The sequence below is a fragment of the Halopenitus malekzadehii genome, from assembly GCF_900108505.1.
Lineage (GTDB): Archaea > Halobacteriota > Halobacteria > Halobacteriales > Haloferacaceae > Halopenitus > Halopenitus malekzadehii.
In genome coordinates, this window is record NZ_FNWU01000001.1 from 432,957 (window position 1) to 454,798 (window position 21,842).

At 64.7% G+C, this 21,842-nt stretch carries 21 protein-coding genes and 1 tRNA gene; 15 read left to right on the plus strand and 7 right to left on the minus strand.

The window, feature by feature from the left end; translation table 11 throughout:
- Positions 1-19 precede the first annotated feature (19 nt).
- Positions 20-1,159, plus strand: a complete 1,140-nt coding sequence (locus BLW38_RS02240) for a DUF373 family protein (RefSeq protein ID WP_092813681.1) — start codon at positions 20-22, stop codon at positions 1,157-1,159.
- Between the two features lie 87 nt (positions 1,160-1,246).
- Here BLW38_RS02240 and BLW38_RS02245 read toward each other — a convergent pair whose 3' ends face one another.
- Positions 1,247-2,176 carry a PhzF family phenazine biosynthesis protein gene (locus tag BLW38_RS02245; RefSeq protein WP_092813684.1) on the minus strand — a complete coding sequence of 310 codons (930 nt, stop codon included), beginning with the start codon at positions 2,174-2,176 and terminating at the stop codon, positions 1,247-1,249.
- A 66-nt stretch (positions 2,177-2,242) separates the two neighbouring features.
- Here BLW38_RS02245 and BLW38_RS02250 point away from each other — a divergent pair, with 66 nt between their 5' ends.
- Both BLW38_RS02250 and BLW38_RS16635 read left to right on the plus strand, forming a co-directional pair.
- On the plus strand, positions 2,243-3,592 hold the full coding sequence (locus BLW38_RS02250; protein WP_092813687.1) for an alkaline phosphatase family protein: 1,350 nt from the start codon (positions 2,243-2,245) through the stop codon (positions 3,590-3,592).
- A 90-nt stretch (positions 3,593-3,682) separates the two neighbouring features.
- Complete coding sequence (locus BLW38_RS16635; RefSeq protein WP_281241157.1) at positions 3,683-3,814, plus strand: hypothetical protein; 132 nt, start codon at positions 3,683-3,685, stop codon at positions 3,812-3,814.
- Positions 3,815-3,863: 49 nt separating this feature from the next.
- Here the strand turns inward: BLW38_RS16635 and pan1 are convergent, their stop codons facing one another.
- Positions 3,864-5,081, minus strand: a complete 1,218-nt coding sequence (gene pan1 / locus BLW38_RS02255) for a proteasome-activating nucleotidase Pan1 (RefSeq protein WP_092813690.1) — start codon at positions 5,079-5,081, stop codon at positions 3,864-3,866.
- Between the two features lie 203 nt (positions 5,082-5,284).
- On the opposite strand from pan1, the gene BLW38_RS02260 reads away from it, so the two are divergent.
- The 4 genes from BLW38_RS02260 to rad50 are packed head-to-tail and all read left to right on the plus strand — an operon-like array spanning position 5,285 to position 9,975.
- The gene (locus BLW38_RS02260) at positions 5,285-5,560 is read left to right on the plus strand and encodes a MarR family transcriptional regulator (RefSeq protein ID WP_092813693.1); all 276 of its coding nucleotides are present in this window, start codon (positions 5,285-5,287) and stop codon (positions 5,558-5,560) included.
- A gap of 59 nt (positions 5,561-5,619) precedes the next feature.
- A complete protein-coding gene (locus tag BLW38_RS02265) occupies positions 5,620-6,015 on the plus strand; it encodes a hypothetical protein (RefSeq protein WP_177167400.1) in 396 nt (131 codons plus the stop codon).
- Between the two features lie 28 nt (positions 6,016-6,043).
- The gene (mre11, locus tag BLW38_RS02270; protein WP_092813695.1) at positions 6,044-7,285 is read left to right on the plus strand and encodes a DNA double-strand break repair protein Mre11; all 1,242 of its coding nucleotides are present in this window, start codon (positions 6,044-6,046) and stop codon (positions 7,283-7,285) included.
- Entirely contained in the window at positions 7,282-9,975 is a 2,694-nt protein-coding gene (rad50, locus tag BLW38_RS02275) for a DNA double-strand break repair ATPase Rad50 (protein ID WP_092813698.1), read from the plus strand. Before mre11 ends, rad50 begins: the two co-directional genes overlap by 4 nt.
- Before the next feature lie 20 nt (positions 9,976-9,995).
- Here rad50 and BLW38_RS02280 read toward each other — a convergent pair whose 3' ends face one another.
- The 3 genes from BLW38_RS02280 to BLW38_RS16120 form a co-directional block, all read right to left on the minus strand.
- Positions 9,996-10,433 carry a DUF7346 family protein gene (locus tag BLW38_RS02280; protein ID WP_092813701.1) on the minus strand — a complete coding sequence of 146 codons (438 nt, stop codon included), beginning with the start codon at positions 10,431-10,433 and terminating at the stop codon, positions 9,996-9,998.
- A gap of 32 nt (positions 10,434-10,465) precedes the next feature.
- Positions 10,466-10,942, minus strand: coding sequence for a DUF7322 domain-containing protein (locus tag BLW38_RS16115; protein WP_092813704.1), 477 nt, complete (start codon positions 10,940-10,942; stop codon positions 10,466-10,468).
- 138 nt (positions 10,943-11,080) lie between these two features.
- Complete coding sequence (locus BLW38_RS16120; protein WP_177167401.1) at positions 11,081-11,248, minus strand: DUF7331 family protein; 168 nt, start codon at positions 11,246-11,248, stop codon at positions 11,081-11,083.
- A gap of 162 nt (positions 11,249-11,410) precedes the next feature.
- Between BLW38_RS16120 and BLW38_RS02290 the strand changes: the two genes are divergently transcribed.
- The 8 genes from BLW38_RS02290 to BLW38_RS02330 all read left to right on the plus strand — a co-directional run bounded on the left by BLW38_RS02290 (position 11,411) and on the right by BLW38_RS02330 (position 20,757).
- Positions 11,411-15,418 (plus strand): DNA polymerase domain-containing protein, encoded by a 4,008-nt coding sequence (locus BLW38_RS02290; RefSeq protein WP_092813709.1) that lies wholly within the window; start codon positions 11,411-11,413, stop codon positions 15,416-15,418.
- A gap of 153 nt (positions 15,419-15,571) precedes the next feature.
- The gene (locus tag BLW38_RS02295; protein ID WP_092813712.1) at positions 15,572-16,495 is read left to right on the plus strand and encodes an ABC transporter ATP-binding protein; all 924 of its coding nucleotides are present in this window, start codon (positions 15,572-15,574) and stop codon (positions 16,493-16,495) included.
- Between the two features lie 51 nt (positions 16,496-16,546).
- Positions 16,547-17,971 (plus strand): Fe-S cluster assembly protein SufB, encoded by a 1,425-nt coding sequence (sufB, locus tag BLW38_RS02300; RefSeq protein WP_092813715.1) that lies wholly within the window; start codon positions 16,547-16,549, stop codon positions 17,969-17,971.
- A 1-nt stretch (position 17,972) separates the two neighbouring features.
- Entirely contained in the window at positions 17,973-19,202 is a 1,230-nt protein-coding gene (gene sufD, locus BLW38_RS02305; protein ID WP_092813718.1) for a Fe-S cluster assembly protein SufD, read from the plus strand.
- A 125-nt stretch (positions 19,203-19,327) separates the two neighbouring features.
- Complete coding sequence (locus BLW38_RS02310; protein ID WP_092815512.1) at positions 19,328-19,813, plus strand: ferritin family protein; 486 nt, start codon at positions 19,328-19,330, stop codon at positions 19,811-19,813.
- 58 nt (positions 19,814-19,871) lie between these two features.
- Positions 19,872-20,303: a metal-dependent transcriptional regulator gene (locus tag BLW38_RS02315; RefSeq protein ID WP_092813721.1), complete on the plus strand. Its 432-nt coding sequence runs from the start codon at positions 19,872-19,874 to the stop codon at positions 20,301-20,303.
- Positions 20,304-20,464: 161 nt separating this feature from the next.
- Positions 20,465-20,620: an HNH endonuclease gene (locus BLW38_RS16765; protein WP_394327071.1), complete on the plus strand. Its 156-nt coding sequence runs from the start codon at positions 20,465-20,467 to the stop codon at positions 20,618-20,620.
- 34 nt (positions 20,621-20,654) lie between these two features.
- Positions 20,655-20,757 (plus strand) — tRNA-Gln (locus BLW38_RS02330).
- A gap of 96 nt (positions 20,758-20,853) precedes the next feature.
- On the opposite strand, the gene BLW38_RS02335 is transcribed toward BLW38_RS02330, so the two are convergent.
- Positions 20,854-21,396 (minus strand): hypothetical protein, encoded by a 543-nt coding sequence (locus tag BLW38_RS02335; RefSeq protein ID WP_092813727.1) that lies wholly within the window; start codon positions 21,394-21,396, stop codon positions 20,854-20,856.
- The gene (locus tag BLW38_RS02340) at positions 21,397-21,714 is read right to left on the minus strand and encodes a hypothetical protein (RefSeq protein WP_092813730.1); all 318 of its coding nucleotides are present in this window, start codon (positions 21,712-21,714) and stop codon (positions 21,397-21,399) included.
- Positions 21,715-21,842: the final 128 nt, after the last annotated feature.

The following is a 21,842-nucleotide window of genomic DNA, read 5'->3' on the forward strand; positions in this document are numbered from 1 at the left end:
CCCGTGCCTGGGTACGACCGTGACGTCGTTGGTGTGTTGTGTCGACCGCTCGGGAGAGGTGGCCCGGAAGACGAGCGTGCCGATGCCGGTCTCGGGGTGGGAAGCCGTCAGATCGCTCGTGACGGAGATCGGCCTTGCGGACCCCGAGGACGCAAGCGTCAACTGCATCCTCGAGGCGCTCCGCGTGGCCCGGGATCTCCGGGACGGCCGTGAGGAGGCGGTCGTCGCCGTGGTCTCTGGCGGATCCGACTCACGGGTCGGCGCCGACCGGTCGATCGCCGCCCAACTCGACGAGCTGGTGGACCGCCACGACCCGACGTCGGCCATCGTCGTCGTCGACTCCGCGGAGGACGAGCGCGTCCTCCCGATCGTCGAATCGCGCCTTCCGGTCGACTCCGTCGACCGCGTCGTCGTTCGACAGGCACACGACCTGGAGTCGTCGTACTACCTCCTCAAACAGTTCCTCGCGGACGAGGAGCTCCGATCGACGGTTCTGGTTCCGGTCGGGATCGGGCTGCTCGTGGTTCCTTCGTTGCTGTTCTGGTTCTCCCCGGAGGTCGCGATTGCCGGACTCTCCGGGCTGCTCGGGACCGTGTTGCTGTATAAGGGGCTCGCGATCGACGAATACCTCGCCGACGTTCCGGACCGCGTCCGGGCGGCACTGTACGCCGGCAAGGTGTCGATCGTCACCTACGTCGTCGCGGCGGGGCTCTCGCTCGTCGGGATCTTTCTCGGGGTACTCTCGATCTCGGAGCTGCCGGGTTCACAACCGCTCGTCGTCGAGGCCATTCAGATCGTCTACGCCGCGGTTCCGTGGCTCGCCGGCGCGGCGCTGACCGCTGCGACCGGCCGACTTCTCGACGAACTCATCCGGGATGAGGGGATCCGGAGCCACTTTTTGAACCTCCCGTTCGTCGCCGTCGCGGTGGGGCTCGTGGTCCGCGGGTTCGCCGGGTACTTCCTCGAACAGGAACGGCTGCTGCCTCCGCTTTCAGCCGGCGGGATCGTCGTCTCCCCGACTCAGCGGTTGGCGCTGTTCATCGTCGGTGGAATCGTGGTCTCCCTGCTCGGGGTCGCCCTGGCGTCGGATATGGGCGGCGACCGGCTTGAGGACGTGATCGACGCCGAGGAGGACGATCGCGGCCGCCAGCCCCGATGACCTCAGTGGGGTGGGTCGGTACGTGGACCGGGTGAGGATGGACCGGATGAGGGTGGAACACCTGGAGCGCTCCCGCCGTGATGGCGCTCACGCTTCAAGGATGTCGTCGTCGTCCGGCTCCGGAACGACGATCTCGCCGTCGAGGGCCTGCGCGGCCCGACCCGCGATCGAAACGCTCGTGTCGGCGTCCGTTTCGGCGTCACGGACGCGAACGCGGACGCGCCCGGGACGGTCGAGAACGTGGCCCTGTTCGACCACGATCTCCGCCGGCGGGTCGCCGTCGAAGGCCGCCTGCCGGTGGAGGTAGGCCCCGCACGCACCGCTTGCGGTGCCGGTTACTGGATCCTCGGGAACGCCGACGCCGGGCACCCACGCTCGTGCGTGGATCGTCGCGTCGGCTGCGACCGTATCGAACGTGAACGCGAAGATGCCGGCGACGTCGAGATCGTCGGTCAGCGTCTCGATCGCCGCCATCGACGGATCGGCTTCCAGAAGTCGCTCGAGGAAGTTGACGGGGACCATCAGGAACGTCACTCCCGTCGAGGCACGCGCGATGGGGAGGTCGGCGCCCACGTCAGTGAGCGCGGCCGGATCGATCCCGATCGTCTCGCCGACCCGATCGTAGGTCACCTCGACCGGCTCGACGGTCGGCGTCGACTGGGTCATCCGGACCACTCCGTCGTTGGTCACCTCGATCGGCAACACGCCGACGTTCGTCTCGAGGTGATGGGACCCCGCCTCGATGGTTCCGGCTTCGAACAGGTGTGCGTGGCTGGCGACCGTCGCGTGCCCACAGAGGTCGATCTCCTGTGTCGGCGTAAAGTATCTGATTCGGCGGTCGGCTTCGGGGTCGGTCGGCTCGGAGAGGAACGCCGTCTCGCTGACGCCGAGTTCGGCGGCGATCGCCTGCGCCTGGTCGTCCGACAGATCGGTCGCGTCCGGGACCACGCCGGCGGCGTTCCCCGTGAACGGCTCCGCGGTAAACGCGTCGACGAGGAGGGCCCGTCGTGTTTCCATACCTCACGGTCTCGCGGGGCGGTGAAAACCTCCACGCTTTTTACCGCGCTGGGTGGTATGTGTCGTATGGGGTTGATCGACCGGTTACGAGGGACGGACGATCCCCGTGTGGCGTTCCTCGGGATCGACGGCGTGCCGTATCGGCTCATCGCCTCCGAGCCCGAGACGTTCCCGAACCTGACGGCGATGATCGAGTCGGGGTCTTCCGGGTCGATCGAGAGCATCTACCCGCCGGAGACGACCGCCTGCTGGCCGGCCATCACCACGGGGTCGAACCCCGGTGAAACCGGCGTCTACGGCTATCAAGACCGGGAGGTTGGGTCCTACGACACCTACGTCCCGATGGGTCGTGACGTCCAGCGTGAGCGGATCTGGGATCGCGTCACGGAAGCGGGTCGCGACGCGAGCGTGTTCAACGTTCCCGTGACCTTCCCGCCACAGCGGACCGTCCAGCGGATGGTGTCCGGCTTCCTTGCGCCCGACGTCGACGCGGCCGCGACGCCTGAGGAGCTGCGGTCGTATCTGGACTCGATCGACTACCTGATCGACGTCAACGCCAAGCTCGGCCACCACACGGACAAGACCGACTTCCTCGACCACGCCCGACGGACGCTCGACCGCCGGCAGCAGGCGTTCCGTGAGTACGTCGATCGCGACGACTGGGACCTGTTCGTCGGCGTCTACCTCACGCCAGACCGCATCAACCACTTCCTGTTCGACCAGTACGTCTCCGACGGGCCCGACCGCGAGGCGTTCCTCGCGTTCTATGAACGGCTCGACGAGCACATCGGCGCCATTCGCGACGCCCTCGGTCGCGATACGACCCTCGTCGTCGCCTCGGATCACGGATTCGCGCCGATCGACCGCGTCGTCAACTGCAACGAGTGGCTCGAACGGACCGACTGGCTATCCTTCACGGACCGCGATCACGCGAACCTGGGCGATATCGCCGACGAGGCGCGGGCCTACTCGCTCGGCCCCGGACGATTCTACCTGAATCTCGAGGAGCGTGAACCCCGCGGGTCGGTTCCGCGTGAGGAGTACGAAGAGACCCGAGCGGCACTGAAACGGGACCTCGAGGCCCTCGAATCCCCGGCCGGCGAACCCGTCGTTCGTCGCGTCGTCGAGACCGAGACCGCCTTCCGTGGCGATCACGACGAGATCGCCCCCGACCTCGTGGCGATCCCCCACGACGGGTTCGACCTCAAGGCCGACTTCACCGGCCACGAGGCGGTCTTCGAGGACCCGGGCCCGCGAACCGGGATGCACAGCTTCGACGACGCCGCGCTGCTGATCGACGAGCCCGGCGTCACGATCGACGACGCCGACATCCTCGACATCGCACCCACGATCCTCCAGCTGTTGGACATACAGTTCGAGCGGACCGCCTTCGACGGCGCGAGCCTGGTGCAGTGACGATCGGCACGGAGAGTGGTCGGCGCGACGTTCCCGTCGCTACGACGATTCGGCCGACCGGTTTAAGAGACGGGAGTTCGATACGCCGGTATGGAGATCGATACGCTGTCACATCCCGGGTTCCGCGCCCTCCTCGGCGTGGGACTCGGATACGGCGCCCTGCTCGCAATCATCCTTCTCGTGCTGTTTCTGGTTCCGTACGCGCTCTTCGTCGGCCTCTAGACGGGGCGCGACGACGGCGACTCCGTCGATCGACGTGATACGTTGCCGGTTACGCGAACGCGACCGAGTCGCCGACGTCGGCCTCGTCGGTCTGCTCGAGCTTCTCGTGGGCGTCCTCGAAGTCGGCCATCGTCACCTCGGTCCGGTCGTCGCGGATCGCGAACATCCCGGCCTCGGTACAGATCGCCTTGATGTCGGCGCCGGACGCGTCGGAGATGGTCTCCGCGAGCTCGTCGAAGTCGACGTCGTCGGCGACGTTCATCTTGCGGGTGTGGATACGGAAGATGATCTCCCGTCCTGCGGCGTCGGGTTTGGGGACCTCGATGAGTCGATCGAAGCGCCCGGGCCGGAGGATCGCCTCGTCGAGCATATCGAACCGGTTGGTCGCGGCGATGATGCGGACCTCCCCGCGATCCTCGAAGCCGTCCATCTCGGAGAGCAACTGCATCATCGTCCGCTGGACCTCGGCGTCGCCGGAGGTCTTTGAGTCGGTACGCTTGGAGGCGATGGCGTCGATCTCGTCGATGAAGATCACCGCGGGCTCGTTCTCGCGGGCGACCTCGAAGAGATCGCGGACGAGCTTGGCACCCTCGCCGATGAACTTGTGGACCAGCTCGGATCCGGCCATCTTGATGAAGGAGGCGTCGGTCTGGTTGGCGACGGCCTTCGCGAGCATCGTCTTGCCGGTGCCCGGCGGCCCGTGCAACAGAACGCCGCTCGGCGGCTGAATCCCGACGTCATCGAACGCTTCGGGTCGTTCGAGGGGCATCTCGACGGTTTCACGAACCTCGGTGAGCTGGTCGTCCAGGCCGCCGATGTCCTCGTAGGTGACGTCCGGCGAGTGGTCGACCTGCATCACGCGGGCGCGGACGTCGGTCTCCTTCTCGAGCCGTTTGACCACGGACAGGGAGTTGTTGACCGCGACGCGGTCGTCGGGAGTCAGGTCCTCGCGCATCTCCTCTGTGACCTCGGTGAGCGCCTCCTGGTTGTTGCCGTGCTGTTTGATCACGACGCCGTCGTCGGTCAGCTCCTGGACGGTGGCGACGAACAGCGGCGACTGCTTCAGCTTCTTGTTCTCGTGGGTGAGCCGTTCGAGCTTCTGTTGATACTTGTTGTTCTCGGCGTTCGCGTCGAGGAGACGGTCGCGCATCTCCTCGTTTTGCGACTCGAGGATCTCGAGTCTGTCCTCGAGCACCTCGATCTTCTCCTGTTGCGACGTCGAATCCTCGTCATAAGGCATCTCGACGTCGTCCACAGTATCGGTCATCGAACCCTGTTACGTCGGTCGTCACTAAGAGGCTTCGGGTGCACCACCCGCCGTGTGAACCGTCGTGACTTGCCGACGCCGCCCGGCACCGGTTATGTCGGTGGCTCGTTCGAGACCCTGCCCGATATTGCCGGAGAATTCCTTATGGTAATATATATCGATAGTAAATATTATTTACTAGCATTACTCACGTTGAAACACACATGAGTGCACCAGAGGCCGTTCACGCCGACAACGCCGAGACCGACGATCTCGCCGACCGATGGAAGCCCGTTCGCGATCTTCCCCCGAGCGCCAAACTCGTCGCGAAGGTCCTCGATTACAACGAGACCCTCACACAGAGCGAGCTCGCCGAGGAAACGCTGCTCCCCCCGCGAACCGTTCGCTATGCCCTCTCACGGCTCGAGGACGCGGACGTCGTCGACTCTCGATTCTCCTTTGCCGACGCGCGAAAGCGGCTCTACTCGCTGTCGATCTGAGGTATCTCGGTCGCGTGGCCACCCGTCCGTTTATATTTGAAGCCGCCACAGCGGCCGCTATGGACTCACCAGGAACCCGCCGCATCAAGCGAACCCTCGAAGAGCTTGCCGCCCGAACCGACACCGATCGTCCGCCGTACGTCACGATCATCGACGAGGCGGCCGCGGCGTGTGCGGATATCGAGCGTGCTGCCGGCTTCGTCGATGCCGACGGACTGGAGCGGCTCGACACGGCGATCGAATCCGCGATCGACGATGACGCACCCGAACCGGCAGCGCGTGGTCGACGCACACGATCGGCGTATCGGCGCTTCCGTCGCGCTGCCGCCGGAGAATCCCTGGACGACGCCGGCCTCGGCGACGACGGTTTCGATGGGAGTGCGGACCGGGAGACGGATCAGTTTCACTCCGCCGGCGGAACGGCTAAAAGGCGGACGGCTCAAGGGTCGCAGTAATGACGCGGCGCTTGCGGGTGAGACGGCGATGACGCGGGTGATCCACACCGGTGACACCCACATCGGCTACCGGCAGTACCACTCCTCGGCCCGCCGACAGGACTTCCTCGCGGCCTTCGAGGCCGTCGTCTCGGATGCGATCGAGTCGGACGTCGCGGCCGTGGTGCACGCCGGCGACCTCTTTCACGACCGTCGACCGGACCTTCCGGACCTGCTCGGGACGCTGTCCGCCCTTCGACGCCTCGAGGACGCGGGGATCCCCTTCCTCGCGATCGTCGGGAACCACGAATCGACCCGCCACGGACAGTGGCTCGACCTCTTCGAGCGCCTCGGCCTCGCCACCCGACTCGACGATTCGCCAACCGTCGTCGGCGACGTCGCCTTCTACGGGCTCGATCACGTTCCGCCCTCACAGCGTGACGACCTCGAGTACGCCTTCGACTCGTACGGGGCGGAACACGCAGCGCTGGTCGCACACGGCCTCTTCGAACCGTTCGCGTACGCCGATTGGGACACCGAAACCGTTCTCGCCGAGAGCGACGTCGACTTCGACGCGATGCTGCTTGGTGACAACCACGAGCCGGGGCAGACGACGGTTCGGGACACATGGGTCACCTATCCGGGATCGACCGAGCGCGCAAGCGCGAGCGAACGCGAGGGACGGGGCTACAACCTGATAACCTTCGCCGACGAGGTCGACGTTCGGCGCCGCGCCATCGAGACCCGCCCGTTCGTGTACGTCGACGTCGAGCTTCGCGACGGCGAGGGGGCACGGCGGGTCCGGGAACAGCTCGGGCAACACGATCTGACCGACGCAGTCGTGATCGTCGAGATAACCGGATCGGGTGAGCCGGTGACGCCCGCGGCGATCGAGGAAGCGGCGACCGAGAATGGCGCCCTCATCGCTCGCGTGACCGATCGACGGGAGATCGAGACGGATGCCGATCTGGACGTCAGCTTCGCGGACCCCGACGAAGCGGTCCGCGAGCGGCTCTCCGATCTCGATCCGTCGCCGGCCGCGGTGGACATCGACGACACGGTACGATCCGAGACGGTCGCCGACAGCGCGGTTCGGTCGGCCGTGACGGAACGGATCGAGACCCGGCTCGATGCCGGCGATCTGGGGGCGGCGACGTCGCAGGAAATCGATCCCGAGGGCGTCGACGTCGAGGACGCCGACGCCGAAGACTCCGGAGATGGCGATGCTGTGGACGCCGGAGATGGCGACGTCTCCGGAGAGGGACAGGCCTCGATGGGGGAGTTCCGATGAGGTTCGACCGGATCCGCCTCGAGAACTTCAAGCCGTACGGCGACGCGGACCTGTCCCTCACGGAGGGAGTCACCGTGATCCACGGCGTCAACGGAAGCGGAAAGTCCTCGCTGCTTGAGGCGTGTTTCTTCGCCCTCTACGGCTCGCGCGCGCTCGAGGGAACCCTCGAGGACGTCGTCACGAACGGGACTGAGGAGGCATCGATCTCGCTCGAGTTCACACACGAGGGAACGACCTATCGGATCGACCGCGAGCTTCGCGTGTACGACGACCGCGTCGACCACCGCTGTACCCTCGAGGCCGAGGCGGAGGACGGACCGGCCCGCGAGGGCGCGCGTGCGGTTCGGGAGTTCGTCACCGAGTTGCTCCGGATGGACGCGGACGCCTTCGTCAACTGCGCGTACGTCCGGCAGGGCGAGGTCAACAAGTTGATCAACGCGACGCCGAGCCAGCGCCAGGACACGATCGACGACCTGCTCCAGCTCGGCGTTCTCGAGGAATACCGCGAGCGGGCCGGGGAGGCACGCCTCGGCGTCGAGGACGTTCGGACCGCAAAGCGAGCCGTCCTCGAGGAAACCGAATCGCGGATCGAGCGGCTCGAGGACCGGGACCTCCACGCGACGCTGTCGGAACTCGAGACCGAACTCGAGGGCGTCTCCGAGAAGATCGACCACTACGAGAGCCAGCGCGATGCCGCCGAGCGGACGCGCGAGGAGGCGACGACCGTTCTGGAGGAGTACGAGGAGAAACGCGAGACGCTTGCGGCGATCGAGGACGACATCGACTCGCTCGCGGAGACGATCCGTGAGGCCGAAGCCGAGCGCGAGGAGCACCGTGAGTCGATCGCCGCGGCCCGCGAACGGATCGCCGAGCACCGGTCGTCGATCGACGACCTGCTCGCCGAGACCGAACTCGAGGCGGCCGACGCGGACGCGATCGACCGGCGACGTGCCGAACTGGAGGAGCGCGAGGCAGTTCTCCGGGAGGATCGAACGGACGCAAAGACGGACGCGACCGGCTATCGGAACCAGGCGCGGAACCTGGTCGAGAAGGCCGACGATCTCGAGGACCGGGCCGACGGGGCTCTGGAGGAGGCTGCGGATCTCGAGGACCGTGCCGCGGAGGCCGAGTCCGCGGCCGAGGACCACGAGACGCGGATCGCGGAGATCGACGCGGAGATCGACGAGTTGACGGCGCGGTTCGACGACGCCGACGGCATCGATCGCGGCGAGGCGGCCGACCGGCTGGCGACGCGAACCGACGACCGTGTGGACTGCCGCGAGCGGATCGCCGAGTTGGAAACCCAACTGCAGAACGTACGCAACCGGGTGTCAGAGGCGGAGAACCTGCTTGCGGCGGGCAAGTGCCCGGAGTGTGGACAACCGGTCGCGGATTCTCCCCACACGGACCGGATCGAGGCGGACCGCGAACGGATCGCGGAACTCGAAGCCGACCTCGAGACGGCACGGACCCGGCTCTCGGCGATCGATGACGAGATCGAGACGCTCGAGGCCCTTGCCGATGCGGACGACCGGATCGACGAGCTGGAGGCCGAGCGTGACCGGCTCGCCGATCGGCTCGAAACGCGCCGCGAGGAGGCTGCGGACCGCCGTGAGGAGGCGACTGTGAAACGCGAGGATGCGGACGAGCTCCGCGAGGAGGCGGCGTCGACCCGGGAGGTCGCGGCCGAGAAACGCGCGGCCGCCGAGGAGGCCGACGACCGGGTCGACACGCTCGAAGAGCGTCTCGATGCGATCGCCGAAAATCGGGACCGTCTCGGGACGATCGAATCGCAGCTGTCGTCGATCGACGACCTCGAGGATCGAATCGAACGGCTCACGGAGAAACGTGAGTCGCTCGCCGAACTCGCGGACGAACGGCGCGATCGGCTCGCCGAGAAGCGCGAGCGACGTGACAAGCTTCGAGAGGCGGTCGACGAGGACGCGATCGAGGACGCCAGATCCCGCAAACGAAAGGCCGAGAACTACCTCGAGAACGTCGCGGAGACGCTGGTGGAACTCGCGGACCGTCGCGACGAGATCCAGACCCGGATCGGCAGCGTCACCGGCGACATCGAGACGCTCGAGTCCCTCCGTGACGAGCGGGACGAGCTGGCGGAGACGGTCGCGTCCCTTGATGCGATCCACGAGGAGACCCGGGAACTCGAGTCGATGTACGGGGATCTCCGTGCGGAACTCCGGCAACGAAACGTTCGAACCCTCGAGCGAATGCTCAACGAGACCTTCGAGCTGGTCTACGGGAACGACGCGTACTCACACATCGACCTCAACGGCGACTACGAGCTCACCGTCTACCAGAAGGACGGCGAGCCGCTCGAGCCCGAGCAGCTCTCGGGCGGGGAGCGGGCGCTGTTCAACCTCTCGTTGCGCTGTGCGATCTACCGGCTGCTGGCCGAGGGGATCGAGGGTTCGACGCCGACGCCCCCGCTCATCCTCGACGAGCCGACGGTCTTTCTGGACTCGGGCCACGTCGCCCGATTGGTCGACCTCGTCGAGGAGATGCGTGGGTTCGGGGTCCGGCAGATCGTCATCGTGAGCCACGACGAGGAGCTGATCGGCGCCGCCGACGAACTCGTCACGGTCGAGAAGGACCCGCGGTCGAACCGATCGACGGTCTCACGGACCGACGGCGCCACGGCGGCGACGCTCGTCGCCGAGTCGGGCGAGTAGCTGGCCGTCACCGTCCCCGCTCACTCCCTCTCGATCGACCGGAGGTCCGCAACCGCCGTCTCGGCGACCTCGGTCGCGGCGTAGCCACGGTGCCCGGCGATCTCTGTCTCAGCGATCAGTCCCGCGGCGCGGAGCTCCGCGAGCAGCCCGTGGAGGTCGGATTCACAGTAGTCGGTCCCATCGAGCAGCTCACGGACGGACAGCGGGCCACGGTCGACCAGGACGACGAGCAGCCCCAGGGACCGATCGTCGTGGATCGCGGTGAGGACGCGGCGAACGGCCGTCGGTACGACCGCTGCAGCGGCGGTTTCGAGGCCGGATTCGTCGGCGACCGGTTCCAGGTCGGCGGTCGGAACGTATCGTTCCTCGCCCGTCTCGGGGTCGCAAACGCGGCTCGAGTCCGTCGACCGTTTCACGAGGAGATAGCGGTTTCCGGACGTGTCACGGACGGGTTGCACGGGTTACGACTGGGACGCAGCGAGGATGAGGGTTACGAACCGTTCGATGTCGGATCGGTTGGTTCCGAGTCCGTCGATCCCGGATCGGTTGGCTCCGGTTCGGTTGGTTCCGGATCGGTTTCGTTTCGGTCGACGCCAGCCTCATCCCTCGCATCACGCTCCCGGCGATACTGCTGCCACGATCGGTAGTGTTGGACCGTTCGGATGCCCGCGAGCACCCCCACGCCGACGACGCCGAGACCGATCGACCACTGCCCCCGGAAGTAGACGAGCATCACACCGAGGCTGACACAGAACAGCGCGACGTTGCTCAACAGGACGCAGACGATGAACGTTCGATGGGTCCGCGGATCGAGATCGGACCCGGCACCGAGGTCATCGACGTCCGGCTCCGGAAACCGGTTCTCGTAGTTCTCGACCGAGGGCGGGTCGGGCGCGAGATCCTCCTCCGCGGGGCTCGCCTCGTCGAACGCGAACTCGACGTCGTCATCGCCCTCGCTCGAAAGCACGTCTTCCGGTCCGTTCGAGGCACGCAAAGGCGTTCCGGTCGGATCGATGGACGGATCGCTGGAGGACTAGCAGCGGAACCGGGGTGAGTGAGCGTCGAAACGACGCGAGCCGATCCGGTTAGGCGCGTGACGATCCGGTCAGGCCACGTCCTGTAGCCGAACCGTGCTGCTCGCTTCGACCCACGCCAGTGGATTGTCCGGATCGAAGAGCACGACGTTGCCCCCGTCCTCATAGGCCTCGACGTCGGCCACGGCTGCTTGACCGCCCGAGCGCTGCCTCTCGTCCGTGTTGGGGGTGGACGTCATAGGGCGTGGTATGGTGTACCAGGATATATGCCTTTCCGTCGGAGGGGTGGTCGAAACCGGGTGATCCCGGCCGCGGCGAGCGACTCCGTCCGGTCCAGATGCCCGCGTGAGGTCCCCACCCGAATGGTCGACCTTTTTAGCCGGGTACGACAAAGGCGGCATATGACGCAGACGGGGCTCTCCGAGTTCTCACCCGACGGGGACGCCGCCACCGACGCGACCGGCGGGGACGGCGACGGCCGATCGGCCGACGTCGTTCGCGAGGAGGCGCGCGTCGTGGCCGGCGGTGGCGGCGGCCACGTCAACGACGTGATCGATGTCGACGACGCGAAGTTCCCCGACTCGACGGGAACCGTCGAGTTGGCGGTCACACAGGTCGATTACGCCGTCGAGGGGCGCGGCAGCGACGAGTATCCCGTCGTCCACGTGTTCGGACGGCGGCCGAATCCCGACGGGGAGGACGTCCGCGAACACCTCCGCGTGCTCGGGGTCGAGCCCTACTTCTACGTGCCGACGACCGACCTCGATCGCGACCCCGTCGACGAGTACGACGTCGTGATCGGGACCCGGGAGTCGGACGCCAACGACGTCGCCTACGAGAGCATCCGGGGCGAGCCGCTCACCCGGATCGTGACCCGGACGCCGCGTGACGTCGGGAACATCCGTGACGACTTCGAGACGACCTTCGAGGCCGACATCCTGTTCCCCAACCGCTTCCTGATCGACAACGGGATCGCCGGTGGACTCCGTGTCGAGGAACGACGGCTCGAGGACGGCCGGATCCAGGTCGCCGAGGAGCATCTCGAGCCGGCCGACGTCGAGGCCGACGTTCGGGTGAACACCTTCGACATCGAGGTCGACGACCGGCGGGGATTCCCGGAGGACGGCGAGGAACCGATCGTCTGTTTGACCAGCCACGACTCCTACGACGACGAGTACGTCGTCTGGCTCTACGAGGCCCCCGACGGCGAGACGATCCCGCCAGAGGATCTACCGGGATATGAGGGGATCGAGGAGGGCGGTATCGACGCCCGCGTCGAGTCCTTCGGGACCGAGGAGGCGATGCTGGCGGCGTTCATCGACTACCTCAACGAGACCGACCCCGACGTCCTCTGCGGGTGGAACTTCGAGGACTTCGACGCGCCCTATCTCCTCGATCGTCTCGAACGGCTCGACTCCCGGACCGATCACGACCTCTCGGTTGATCGCCTCTCGCGGATCGGCGAAGTCTGGCGGTCCGGGTGGGGCGGTCCGGACATCAAGGGTCGAGTCGTCTTCGACCTGCTGTACGCCTACAAGCGCACGCAGTTCACCGAACTCGAGTCCTACCGGCTCGACGCCGTCGGGGAGACGGAACTCGATGTCGGCAAGGAACGGTACGCCGGCGACATCGGCGACCTCTGGGAACAGGACCCGGAACGCCTCCTCGAGTACAACCTGCGCGACGTCGAGCTCTGCGTGGAGATCGACCGCAAACAGAACCTGATCGACTTCTGGAACGAGGTGAAGAAGTTCGTCGGCTGCAAACTCGAGGACGCACCGACGCCTGGCGACGCGGTCGACGTCTACGTCCTGCACAAGGCCCACGGCAAGTTCGCGCTCCCGACGAAGGGCCAACAGGAGTCCGAGGAGTTCGAGGGCGGGGCCGTCTTCGACCCGATCTCCGGGGTGAAGGAGATGGTGACCGTACTAGATTTGAAGTCACTCTATCCTATGTGCATGGTGACGATCAACGCGGGCCCGGAGACGAAGGTCGATCCCGACGAATACGACGGCGAGACGTACCTGGCGCCCAACGGGACCCACTTCCGCAAGGAGCCGGACGGCATTATGCGCGAGATGGTCGACGAGCTCCTCTCCGAGCGGGAGCGGAAGAAGGAGCTCCGCAACGACCACGATCCGGGCTCACAACCGTACGCGCAGTACGACCGTCAGCAGGCAGCTGTCAAGGTGATTATGAACTGTTTCACGCCGGACACCGATGTACTCACGCCAAACGGCGTGCGGTCGATCACGGATCTCGCGGTCGGCGACGAGGTCTACTCCCTTGATCCGGACACGATGCGGATGGAGGTCAAGCCGGTCACGGAGACGCACGCGTATCCGGAGTACCGCGGCGACCTCGTGAACATGGAGACCTCGAAGATCGACCTCAGCGTGACTCCGAACCACCGGATGCTCGTTCGCAAGAACGAGACGAATGGGATCACCGAGGAGGACTACCGGTTCGTCGAGGCCGGCGATCTCGATCGCGCGACGAACTACGAACTGCCGCACGACTGGAACGGCCCGGACGACGAACCGATCGAGGAGGTGGACCTCACGGAACTGCTCGACGGCGAGTACGAGGTGTGGGTCCGGCCGGAAGTACACGGACACACCTTCACCGCCGAGCTCGGTTGGACGCCCCGGCGCGTCCCGAAGGCAGATCTCGGGCAGGTCGGCTACGTCTTTACTGCCGAGGAGTTCGAGGAGCACCGCGAGTACATCGAGTCGGTCTGTGAGACGAGCTTCATCCACCGCGAATCCGGTCGAAAGTGGATCCCACGGACCTACGACGGCGACGACTTCCTCGACCTGTTGGCGTGGTATATCACGGAGGGGAACGTCTACACGTCCGAGGAGAGGTCGTTCGGGGACCACCACCGCGGATCCGCGACGACCGTGAAGATCGCCCAGAACGCGATCCCCGACGGCGGCGGTCATCACGCAGCGATCGGCGATCTGCTCGACGGAATGGGGTTCGACTGCTACGTCGACGACCGTGCCCACCAGTTCACGTCGACACTTCTCGGTGGGCTGCTTCGGGACCGCTGTGGCAGCGACAGCTTCGACAAGCGGATCCCCGAGTTCGTCTTCGAGGTAAGCACGGAACAGAAGCGGCGGTTCCTCGAGACGCTCATCGACGGCGACGGGGATCGACAACCTAACTCGTGGCGCTATACGACTTCGAGCGACCGGCTTCGGGACGACGTGCTTCGGCTCTGTGCGCACCTGGGGCTGACGGCGAAGTACGCCCGCGACAGCGGGAGTTGGCGGATCTATGGGAACGAAGGCGCGAAGAACACGCTTCGGATGCACCGGAGCGGATCGCGGAGCACGGCCGACGACGGTGTCTACTGCGTCACGATCGCCGACAACCACACGCTCCTCGCCGGCCGAAACGGAACGTTCCAGTTCGTCGGCCAATCGCTGTACGGCGTGACGGGGTGGGATCGGTTCCGACTCTACGACAAGGAAGGCGCAGCGGCCGTGACGGCGACGGGACGTGAGGTGATTTCCTTCACGGAGGAGGCGGCGTCGGAACTTGATATGAAGGTGACATATGGGGATACTGACAGCATTATGTTGGAGCTCGGACAGGAAACCGGAGTCGAGTCCGCCATCGAGACGTCCTTCTCGATCGAGGACCACATCAACGGCCGCTACGACGACTTCGCGCGCGAGGAGTTGAACGCCGAGATGCACCGTTTCCAGATCGAGTTCGAGAAGCTCTACCGGCGCTTCTTCCAGGCGGGACGCAAGAAGCGATACGCCGGCCACATCGTCTGGAAGGAGGGGAAGGACGTCGACGACATCGACATCACCGGCTTCGAGTACAAGCGATCGGACATCGCGCCGATCACGAAGGAGGTGCAAAAACACGTCATCGAGACGATCGTCACCGGGGACGACATCGAGGCGGACATCGCCGACATCAAGACGTACCTCTCGGACGTCATCGAGGACTTCCTCACCGGGGAGGTGGACCTCGACGAGATCGGCATTCCGGGCGGAATCGGGAAGCGACTCGACGCCTACGAGACCGACACCGCGCAGGTTCGGGGAGCGAAATACGCCAACCTGCTGCTCGGCACGAACTTCGATCGCGGTTCGAAACCGAAACGGCTCTATCTCGAGACGGTCCACCCCGACTTCTGGCGACGGATGGAGGACGAACGCGGGCTCGATCCCCACACCGATCCCCTGTACGGCGAGTTCAAACGCGATCCAGACGTGATCTGCTATGAGTACGCCGACGAGATCCCCGAGGAGTTCACGATCGACTGGGAGCTGATGCTCGAGAAGACGTTGAAGGGGCCGATATCCCGGGTGATCGAGGCCCTCGGAATGAGTTGGGACGAGATCAAGACCGGTCAAGAGCAAAGCGGTCTCGGACAGTTCATGTGAGTTCCGGTACCGATACGGGGCCGATTCGGGACCGTGATTCACACGGTTTTTCGTTTCGGAAAGAAAATTTTCTTTTGACACCCATTTGCACGGGGTAATCCGTAACCATTAACCGCGGTAGCGACCACTATTCGGATACGAGGAATCACAGCTATGGCAACTCTTGAGATCAATAACCTCCACGCCGAAGTGGCAGAAGAGGGCGGAGAACAGATACTCCGTGGCGTCGACCTGGAGGTCGCCTCCGGGGAGATCCACGCACTGATGGGCCCGAACGGCTCCGGAAAGTCGACGACCGCGAAGGTCATCGCCGGCCACCCGGCCTACGAGGTCACCGACGGCGAGATCGTGCTCGAACTCGACGAGGAGGACGTCGACGACATCGACGTCGAGCTCTCCGAGTCGGATTACCGGTGGAACCTCCTCGATATGGAGCCGAACGAGCGCGCAGCGCTCGGCATCTTCCTCGGCTTCCAGTATCCGGCGGAGATCGAGGGCGTCACGATGACGAACTTCCTCCGACAGGCGATCAACGCGAAACACGACGAGCGCCAGGAGCTCTTCGCGGACGAGGCCGACCTCGACGAGGCCGCAGACGAGGACGAGGACGCGGGCTATGAGACCTCCCCGATGGAGGGGCCCGCCGACGACGGCGAGATCGGCGTCGCCGAGTTCCAGGAGCTGCTCACGGCGAAGATGGAGCTGCTCGACATGGACGAGAAGTTCATGCAGCGATACCTCAACGCCGGATTCTCCGGCGGCGAGAAGAAGCAGAACGAGGTCCTGCAGGCCGCGCTGCTCGAGCCGGCGATCGCTGTCCTCGACGAGATCGACTCGGGGCTCGACATCGATCGCCTCCAGGACGTCTCGGAGGGCATCAACGCGCTTCGGGACGAGCAGGGTACCGGAATCCTCCAGATCACCCACTATCAGCGCATCCTCGACTACGTCGAGCCCGACCACGTGCACGTGATGCTCGACGGGAAGATCGCGAAAAGCGGCGGCGCGGAGTTGGCGACCGAACTCGAGGACGAGGGGTACGACTGGGTCCGCGAGGAAGCCTACGAGGCGGCGTAATCACTCGTGGTTACACATAGAGCTATCCGACAGGAGACGTAACTACTACATATGAGTTCAGAAGACCTGCAAGACACCGATACCGAGGCCCGCTTCGAGTTCAAGAAGGAACAGAAGTCGGCGTTAAAAGCGGACAAGGGCCTTACCGAGGAGACCATCCGCCTCATCTCGGATGACAAGGACGAACCGGAGTGGATGCTTGAGCGGCGCCTTCGTGCCCTCAAGCAGTTCCAGGAGATGCCGATGCCGACCGATTGGCCCGGCCAGCCCGACCTTTCGGAGGTCGACGTCGACGAGATCGTTCCGTACATCCGCCCCGACGTGGACGTCCGCGCCGGCGTGGACGACTGGACGGAGCTCCCGGACGACATCAAGGACACCTTCGACAAGCTGGGCATCCCCGAAGCCGAGAAGAACGCCCTCTCGGGCGTCGGCGCCCAGTACGAATCCGAGGTCGTCTATCAGAACATGCGCGACCGATGGGAGGAGAAGGGCGTCATCTTCTGCAATATGGACGAGGCGGTCCAGGAACACGAGGAGATCGTTCGCGAGCACTTCATGACGAAGTGCGTGCCGCCGTCGGACAACAAGTTCGCGGCGCTCCACGGCGCGATCTGGTCCGGCGGATCGTTCGTGTACGTTCCCGAGGACACGACCGTCGATATGCCCGTCCAGGCGTACTTCCGAATGAACTCGGAGGGGATGGGCCAGTTCGAGCACACGCTCATCATCGCCGAGGAGAACTCCGAGGTGCACTACATCGAGGGCTGTTCGGCGCCGAAATACTCGGCGTTCAACCTCCACTCCGGCGGCGTCGAGGTGTTCGTCGGCGAGGACGCCCACGTCCAGTACTCGACCGTGCAGAACTGGTCGAAGAACACCTACAACCTCAACACGAAGCGCGCGATCGTCGAGGAGAACGGCCGGATGGAGTGGATCTCCGGTTCGATGGGGTCGAAGGCGACGATGCTGTACCCCTCTACGATCCTGAAGGGCCGTGGCGCCTCCGACAACCACATCACGATCGCCTTCGCCGGCGAGGGCCAGGATATCGACACCGGCGCGAAGGTCTACCACAACGCGCCGAACACCAAATCCACGATCGAATCGAAGTCGATCTCCAAGGACGGCGGCCGCACCAACTACCGCGGGCTCGTCCACATCGCCGACGGGGCCGAGGGCTCCTCAACGGCCGTCGAGTGTGACGCGTTGATGTTCGACAACGAGTCCACCTCCGACACGATGCCGTACATGGAGATCAACGAGTCGAACGTCGACGTCGCCCACGAGGCGACCGTCGGGAAGATCGGCGACGAGGACATCTTCTACCTCCAGTCACGCGGTCTCGACGACGACGACGCCAAGCAGATGATCGTCTCGGGCTTCATCGAGCCGATCACGGAGGAACTGCCCATCGAGTACGCCGTCGAGTTGAACCGACTGGTCGAACTCGAGATGGAGGGTTCACTCGGATAATATGAGCACGCAGGTACTCGATAGCCTCTCAGAGGACACGGTCCGACGCATCGCCGAGGAACGCGACGAGCCCGACTGGCTCCTCGAAACGCGACTGGACGCGTTCGACGAGCTCGACGAGCTCGATCTGCCGGACGTTATCCAGACGCCCGGCCGCCGCTGGACGAACCTCGAGGGGCTCGACTTCGAGTCGCTCGTCGACCCGCTCAACCAGGCCGACGTCACCGAGCGCGACGGCGAGGACGACGTCGTCGTCCTTCCCTTCACGGAGGCGTTCGCGGAGTACGGGGACGTCATCGAGGCGAACTTCGGCTCCGTCCTGGATCCCCAGGAGAACTACCTCACCGCGCTCTCGGTCGCGCTCTTTACGACCGGAACGTTCGTCTACGTCCCCGCCGGCGTCGACGCCGAGGACGTGACGATCCGCGCGGAGATGAACTCCCGGTCGCTGTTCAGCCAGACGCTCGTCGTCACCGAGGAGTCCTCGTCGGTTACGATCCTCGAGGGGATCGAATCCGGCGCGGACGCGGCGGCGGACGTGAGTCCGGCCAATGCCGACCGGTACTTCTCAAACCTCGTCGAGGTCGCTGCCGGGGAGAACTCCTACGTCCAGTACGGGTCGCTGCAGAACCTCGCGGAGGACACCTACACCTACACGCTCAAGCGTGGGTCGACGGATACGTACGCGACGATCAACTGGATCGAGGGGAACCTCGGATCCGCGCTCACCCGGTCGGACGTCGAGACGGAACTCGACGGCGACGGCTCGGAGACCCAGATCGTCGGCGCCTTCTTCGGTCACGACGACCAGCACCTCGATCTCAACGCGCGCGTCTGGCACAACGCCGAGAACACGACCGCCGACCTCGTCACGCGCGGCGTGCTCGACGAGGAGGCCCGGTCGGTCTACGAGGGCGTCCAGGACGTCGGTCGTGACGCCTGGAACACTTCCTCCTACCAGCGGGAGAACACGCTGATGCTCTCCGACGACGCCGAGGCGGACGCGTCGCCGAAGCTCATCATCCACAACCACGACACCGAGGCGTCCCACTCGGCGACCGTGGGACAGGTGGACGCCGAGGAGCTGTTCTATATGAAGAGCCGCTCGATCGACCCCGAGACCGCGCGGAACATGCTCGTCGAGGGCTTCTTCGTGCCGGTTCTCGAGGAGATCCGCGTTGACGAGTTCCGCGACGATCTCGAGGAGCTCGTGCAGGCACGGCTGGAGTAGCCGCGGCTCGACCCGGCCTGCGTTACGGTATCGGACCGGGTAGCTCCGGCCCGAGGGGAACTCCTTAAGTCGATCACTGCCTGAGAACCGTGTATGCGACCGGTATCGCCGATCGGGGGTGTTCGATGAGCGTCGGAAACCGGATCACCTCCGACGACCAACTCGCGCGCCTCCTACAGATCGGGATCGTCCTTGAGGAAGTCGTCGAGGCGCGCGCGTACCACCACTACTCCAGCCTGGACGCCGAGCTCGACGCGGCGGTCGAGGACCTGCTGGAACACGCCGCCGAGGAGTCGGCCGACCATCGTCGGCGGCTCGAGGACCTCATCGAGGACCTCGACGTCGAGAGCGTTCCCTTCGACGAGATCGAGGGGCTCGTGGAGGCCCGATACGGGCGGACCCAGCCCGACGACTTCGACGGCGTGCTCTACGACGCCCTGTGTAACGAGGAGACGGCCTACAAGTTCTACGACGACCTCATCGAGGCGATCGAGGCCTCGGACGCCGAATTCTCGGTCAACCGCGAGGAGTTGATCGCGACGCTGTCGGCGATCCGCGAGGAGGAGGCCGAGGGCGTCGAGGAGGTCACGGCGATCATGGAGAAACGATGAGGCAGCCGAGAACCCACAGCGACGACCGACCGACCGGGACGACCCAGGAGGGTCAGCCGTGAACACCGCCGACCAGTATCTCAAGACGATCTATCTGATCCAGAACCAGGAGGACGGGCCAGCCTCGACGGGATCGATCGCCGACGCGCTCGACGTCAGTCCCGCCAGCGCCAACGAGATGATCGGCAAGCTCGAGGGGCGTGGCCTGGCCGACCACGAGAAGTACAAGGGCGTCACGCTCTCCGAGGAGGGGATCGTCCGCGCCCGGGACGCGCTCCAGACCTACTGCATCATCGAGCGCTTCCTCGCGAACGTGCTCGGCGTCGAGGAGTTCCGCGCCGAGGCGCGCCAGCTGGAGGCCGTGATCGACGACACCGTCGCCGACCGCCTCGACACGATCATCGATCGGGAGCCGGAGTGTCCCGACTGCTTCGACGCCGAGGCCGACGCCTGCGCCTGTCTGGAGGCGGCCTTCGAGGGCGCGGACTGATGGGGAAATTTTTCTTGTTTTAGGAAAACGTAGTTGGTGAATCACATCATCAATTTCGGGAAGGAGACACAAAATACCGCGGAGATTGGTGGCGTGTCCGGCGTACAGCGCTTTCTCGGGACGATCATAAATGGCAGAATTGTGTCATTAATACGGAAGAGATCGGGCGGGAACCTGATGTTCACCATCTCAAACCGGTCCGGGAGTTTGAGGACCCCCAGGATACCCATACACTTTCGAACGCGGTAACACTATGTCGCTTATGTCATCGGCTGGCGGAAGCGGGAACGATTGAAATCACAAGTCCGAAACAGTAAGTCTATTTGTCGTCGATGGTTTGTGTGTAATTGAAGTCCCGTGGTGTAGCTGGCCAATCATATGGGCCTTTGGACGCTTACTGTTCAACAGGGGCGAGAGACAGCCCATGACGGCGGTTCGAATCCGCCCGGGACTATCCTGCGGCGAACGGTATCGTGAGCCGCAGATATTAGCGGATTCGAACCGCGAGGACTCGCGTTCGCTCGTCCTCTGGATTCGAATCCGCTCGGGACTACACCAAATCGTCGTCGGAGGCGTCGTCGCTAGCTTGTCGGAGGGTTCGGGTCGCTTGCGCGACGTAGGTGTTAGTGTCCCAGCTCCGCGCATCACTCATCTCCGAGACCAGCGCTTGAGCGTCATTCGACGAGAGAAACTCGTTTCGGACGAGTATGGTTACGAGCGTCGGCGTCGTCACGAGGCGGGTATCCGCAAGGGACGCGTGTATAAGAGCGAGGCGATTGAATTCGTCGCAGAGAAACTGCGTCGCGCCGAGGTCGTTAGCGAGAGAAACCGCTGCGTTCTCGCCGTCATCGAGCGGGAAATCCGCATCGAGAGCTGCAGTCCGGACACGGAACGTGGTTCGGCGATCGAGAACCGCCCGTGCAGCGGTTCCCGACTGATCATCGTATGATGCGGTTTCCTCCAACTCCGCGAGCACTCGATCGGGGACGATGACTCGATGTGCATCGAGAATGATATCAAGCGGGTTCCGCTCGTGGGTGGCGACGGTGCCAAGCGTCACGAGAGCGGACGTATCCGCGACGAGAAGCACCATCTATGAGTCTGCCAGCTCCTCCGCGGCTTCTTCGAGAAACTCCTCACGAAGTTGTCCTTTTAAAACACGAAAGTTCGCAGCCTCCTCGTGACCGACGAGTTCCGTTAATTGCTCGAACGTAATATCATCCTCGTAGTATGCGCCGGCGATCTCCTGTTTGATATCGTCATCGTGAGATGCTTCTCGGAGGTATTCACGGAGTGCGTCGGTAAGGATGTCCGTACGGTCCGTCTCGAGGACGGTCGCGAGTGCGTCCGCTCGGTCGATCAAACCTCGCGGCGCGCGGAACTGCACGCGTTTCTTGCTCTCCGAGCTCATATGTGTACAATGTGAGTGCAGTTGGGTAACTCTTTCTACAGGCGGAACAGGCCGAGTGCCTCGGGGTCGGACGGAAATCAAAGATTTCCGTAATGACGAGAGATGGAGTCTCTCGAACCACTTGACCC

Coding starts and splice junctions, on each gene's coding strand:
- BLW38_RS02245 (WP_092813684.1), bottom strand. CDS start 2,176: ATGGAAACACGACGGGCCCTCCTCGTCGACGCGTTTACCGCGGAGCCG.
- BLW38_RS02250 (WP_092813687.1), top strand. CDS start 2,243: ATGGGGTTGATCGACCGGTTACGAGGGACGGACGATCCCCGTGTGGCG.
- BLW38_RS16635 (WP_281241157.1), top strand. CDS start 3,683: ATGGAGATCGATACGCTGTCACATCCCGGGTTCCGCGCCCTCCTCGGC.
- pan1 (WP_092813690.1), bottom strand. CDS start 5,081: ATGACCGATACTGTGGACGACGTCGAGATGCCTTATGACGAGGATTCG.
- BLW38_RS02260 (WP_092813693.1), top strand. CDS start 5,285: ATGAGTGCACCAGAGGCCGTTCACGCCGACAACGCCGAGACCGACGAT.
- BLW38_RS02265 (WP_177167400.1), top strand. CDS start 5,620: ATGGACTCACCAGGAACCCGCCGCATCAAGCGAACCCTCGAAGAGCTT.
- mre11 (WP_092813695.1), top strand. CDS start 6,044: ATGACGCGGGTGATCCACACCGGTGACACCCACATCGGCTACCGGCAG.
- rad50 (WP_092813698.1), top strand. CDS start 7,282: ATGAGGTTCGACCGGATCCGCCTCGAGAACTTCAAGCCGTACGGCGAC.
- BLW38_RS16120 (WP_177167401.1), bottom strand. CDS start 11,248: ATGACGTCCACCCCCAACACGGACGAGAGGCAGCGCTCGGGCGGTCAA.
- BLW38_RS02290 (WP_092813709.1), top strand. CDS start 11,411: ATGACGCAGACGGGGCTCTCCGAGTTCTCACCCGACGGGGACGCCGCC.
- BLW38_RS02295 (WP_092813712.1), top strand. CDS start 15,572: ATGGCAACTCTTGAGATCAATAACCTCCACGCCGAAGTGGCAGAAGAG.
- sufB (WP_092813715.1), top strand. CDS start 16,547: ATGAGTTCAGAAGACCTGCAAGACACCGATACCGAGGCCCGCTTCGAG.
- sufD (WP_092813718.1), top strand. CDS start 17,973: ATGAGCACGCAGGTACTCGATAGCCTCTCAGAGGACACGGTCCGACGC.
- BLW38_RS02310 (WP_092815512.1), top strand. CDS start 19,328: ATGAGCGTCGGAAACCGGATCACCTCCGACGACCAACTCGCGCGCCTC.
- BLW38_RS02335 (WP_092813727.1), bottom strand. CDS start 21,396: ATGGTGCTTCTCGTCGCGGATACGTCCGCTCTCGTGACGCTTGGCACC.
- BLW38_RS02340 (WP_092813730.1), bottom strand. CDS start 21,714: ATGAGCTCGGAGAGCAAGAAACGCGTGCAGTTCCGCGCGCCGCGAGGT.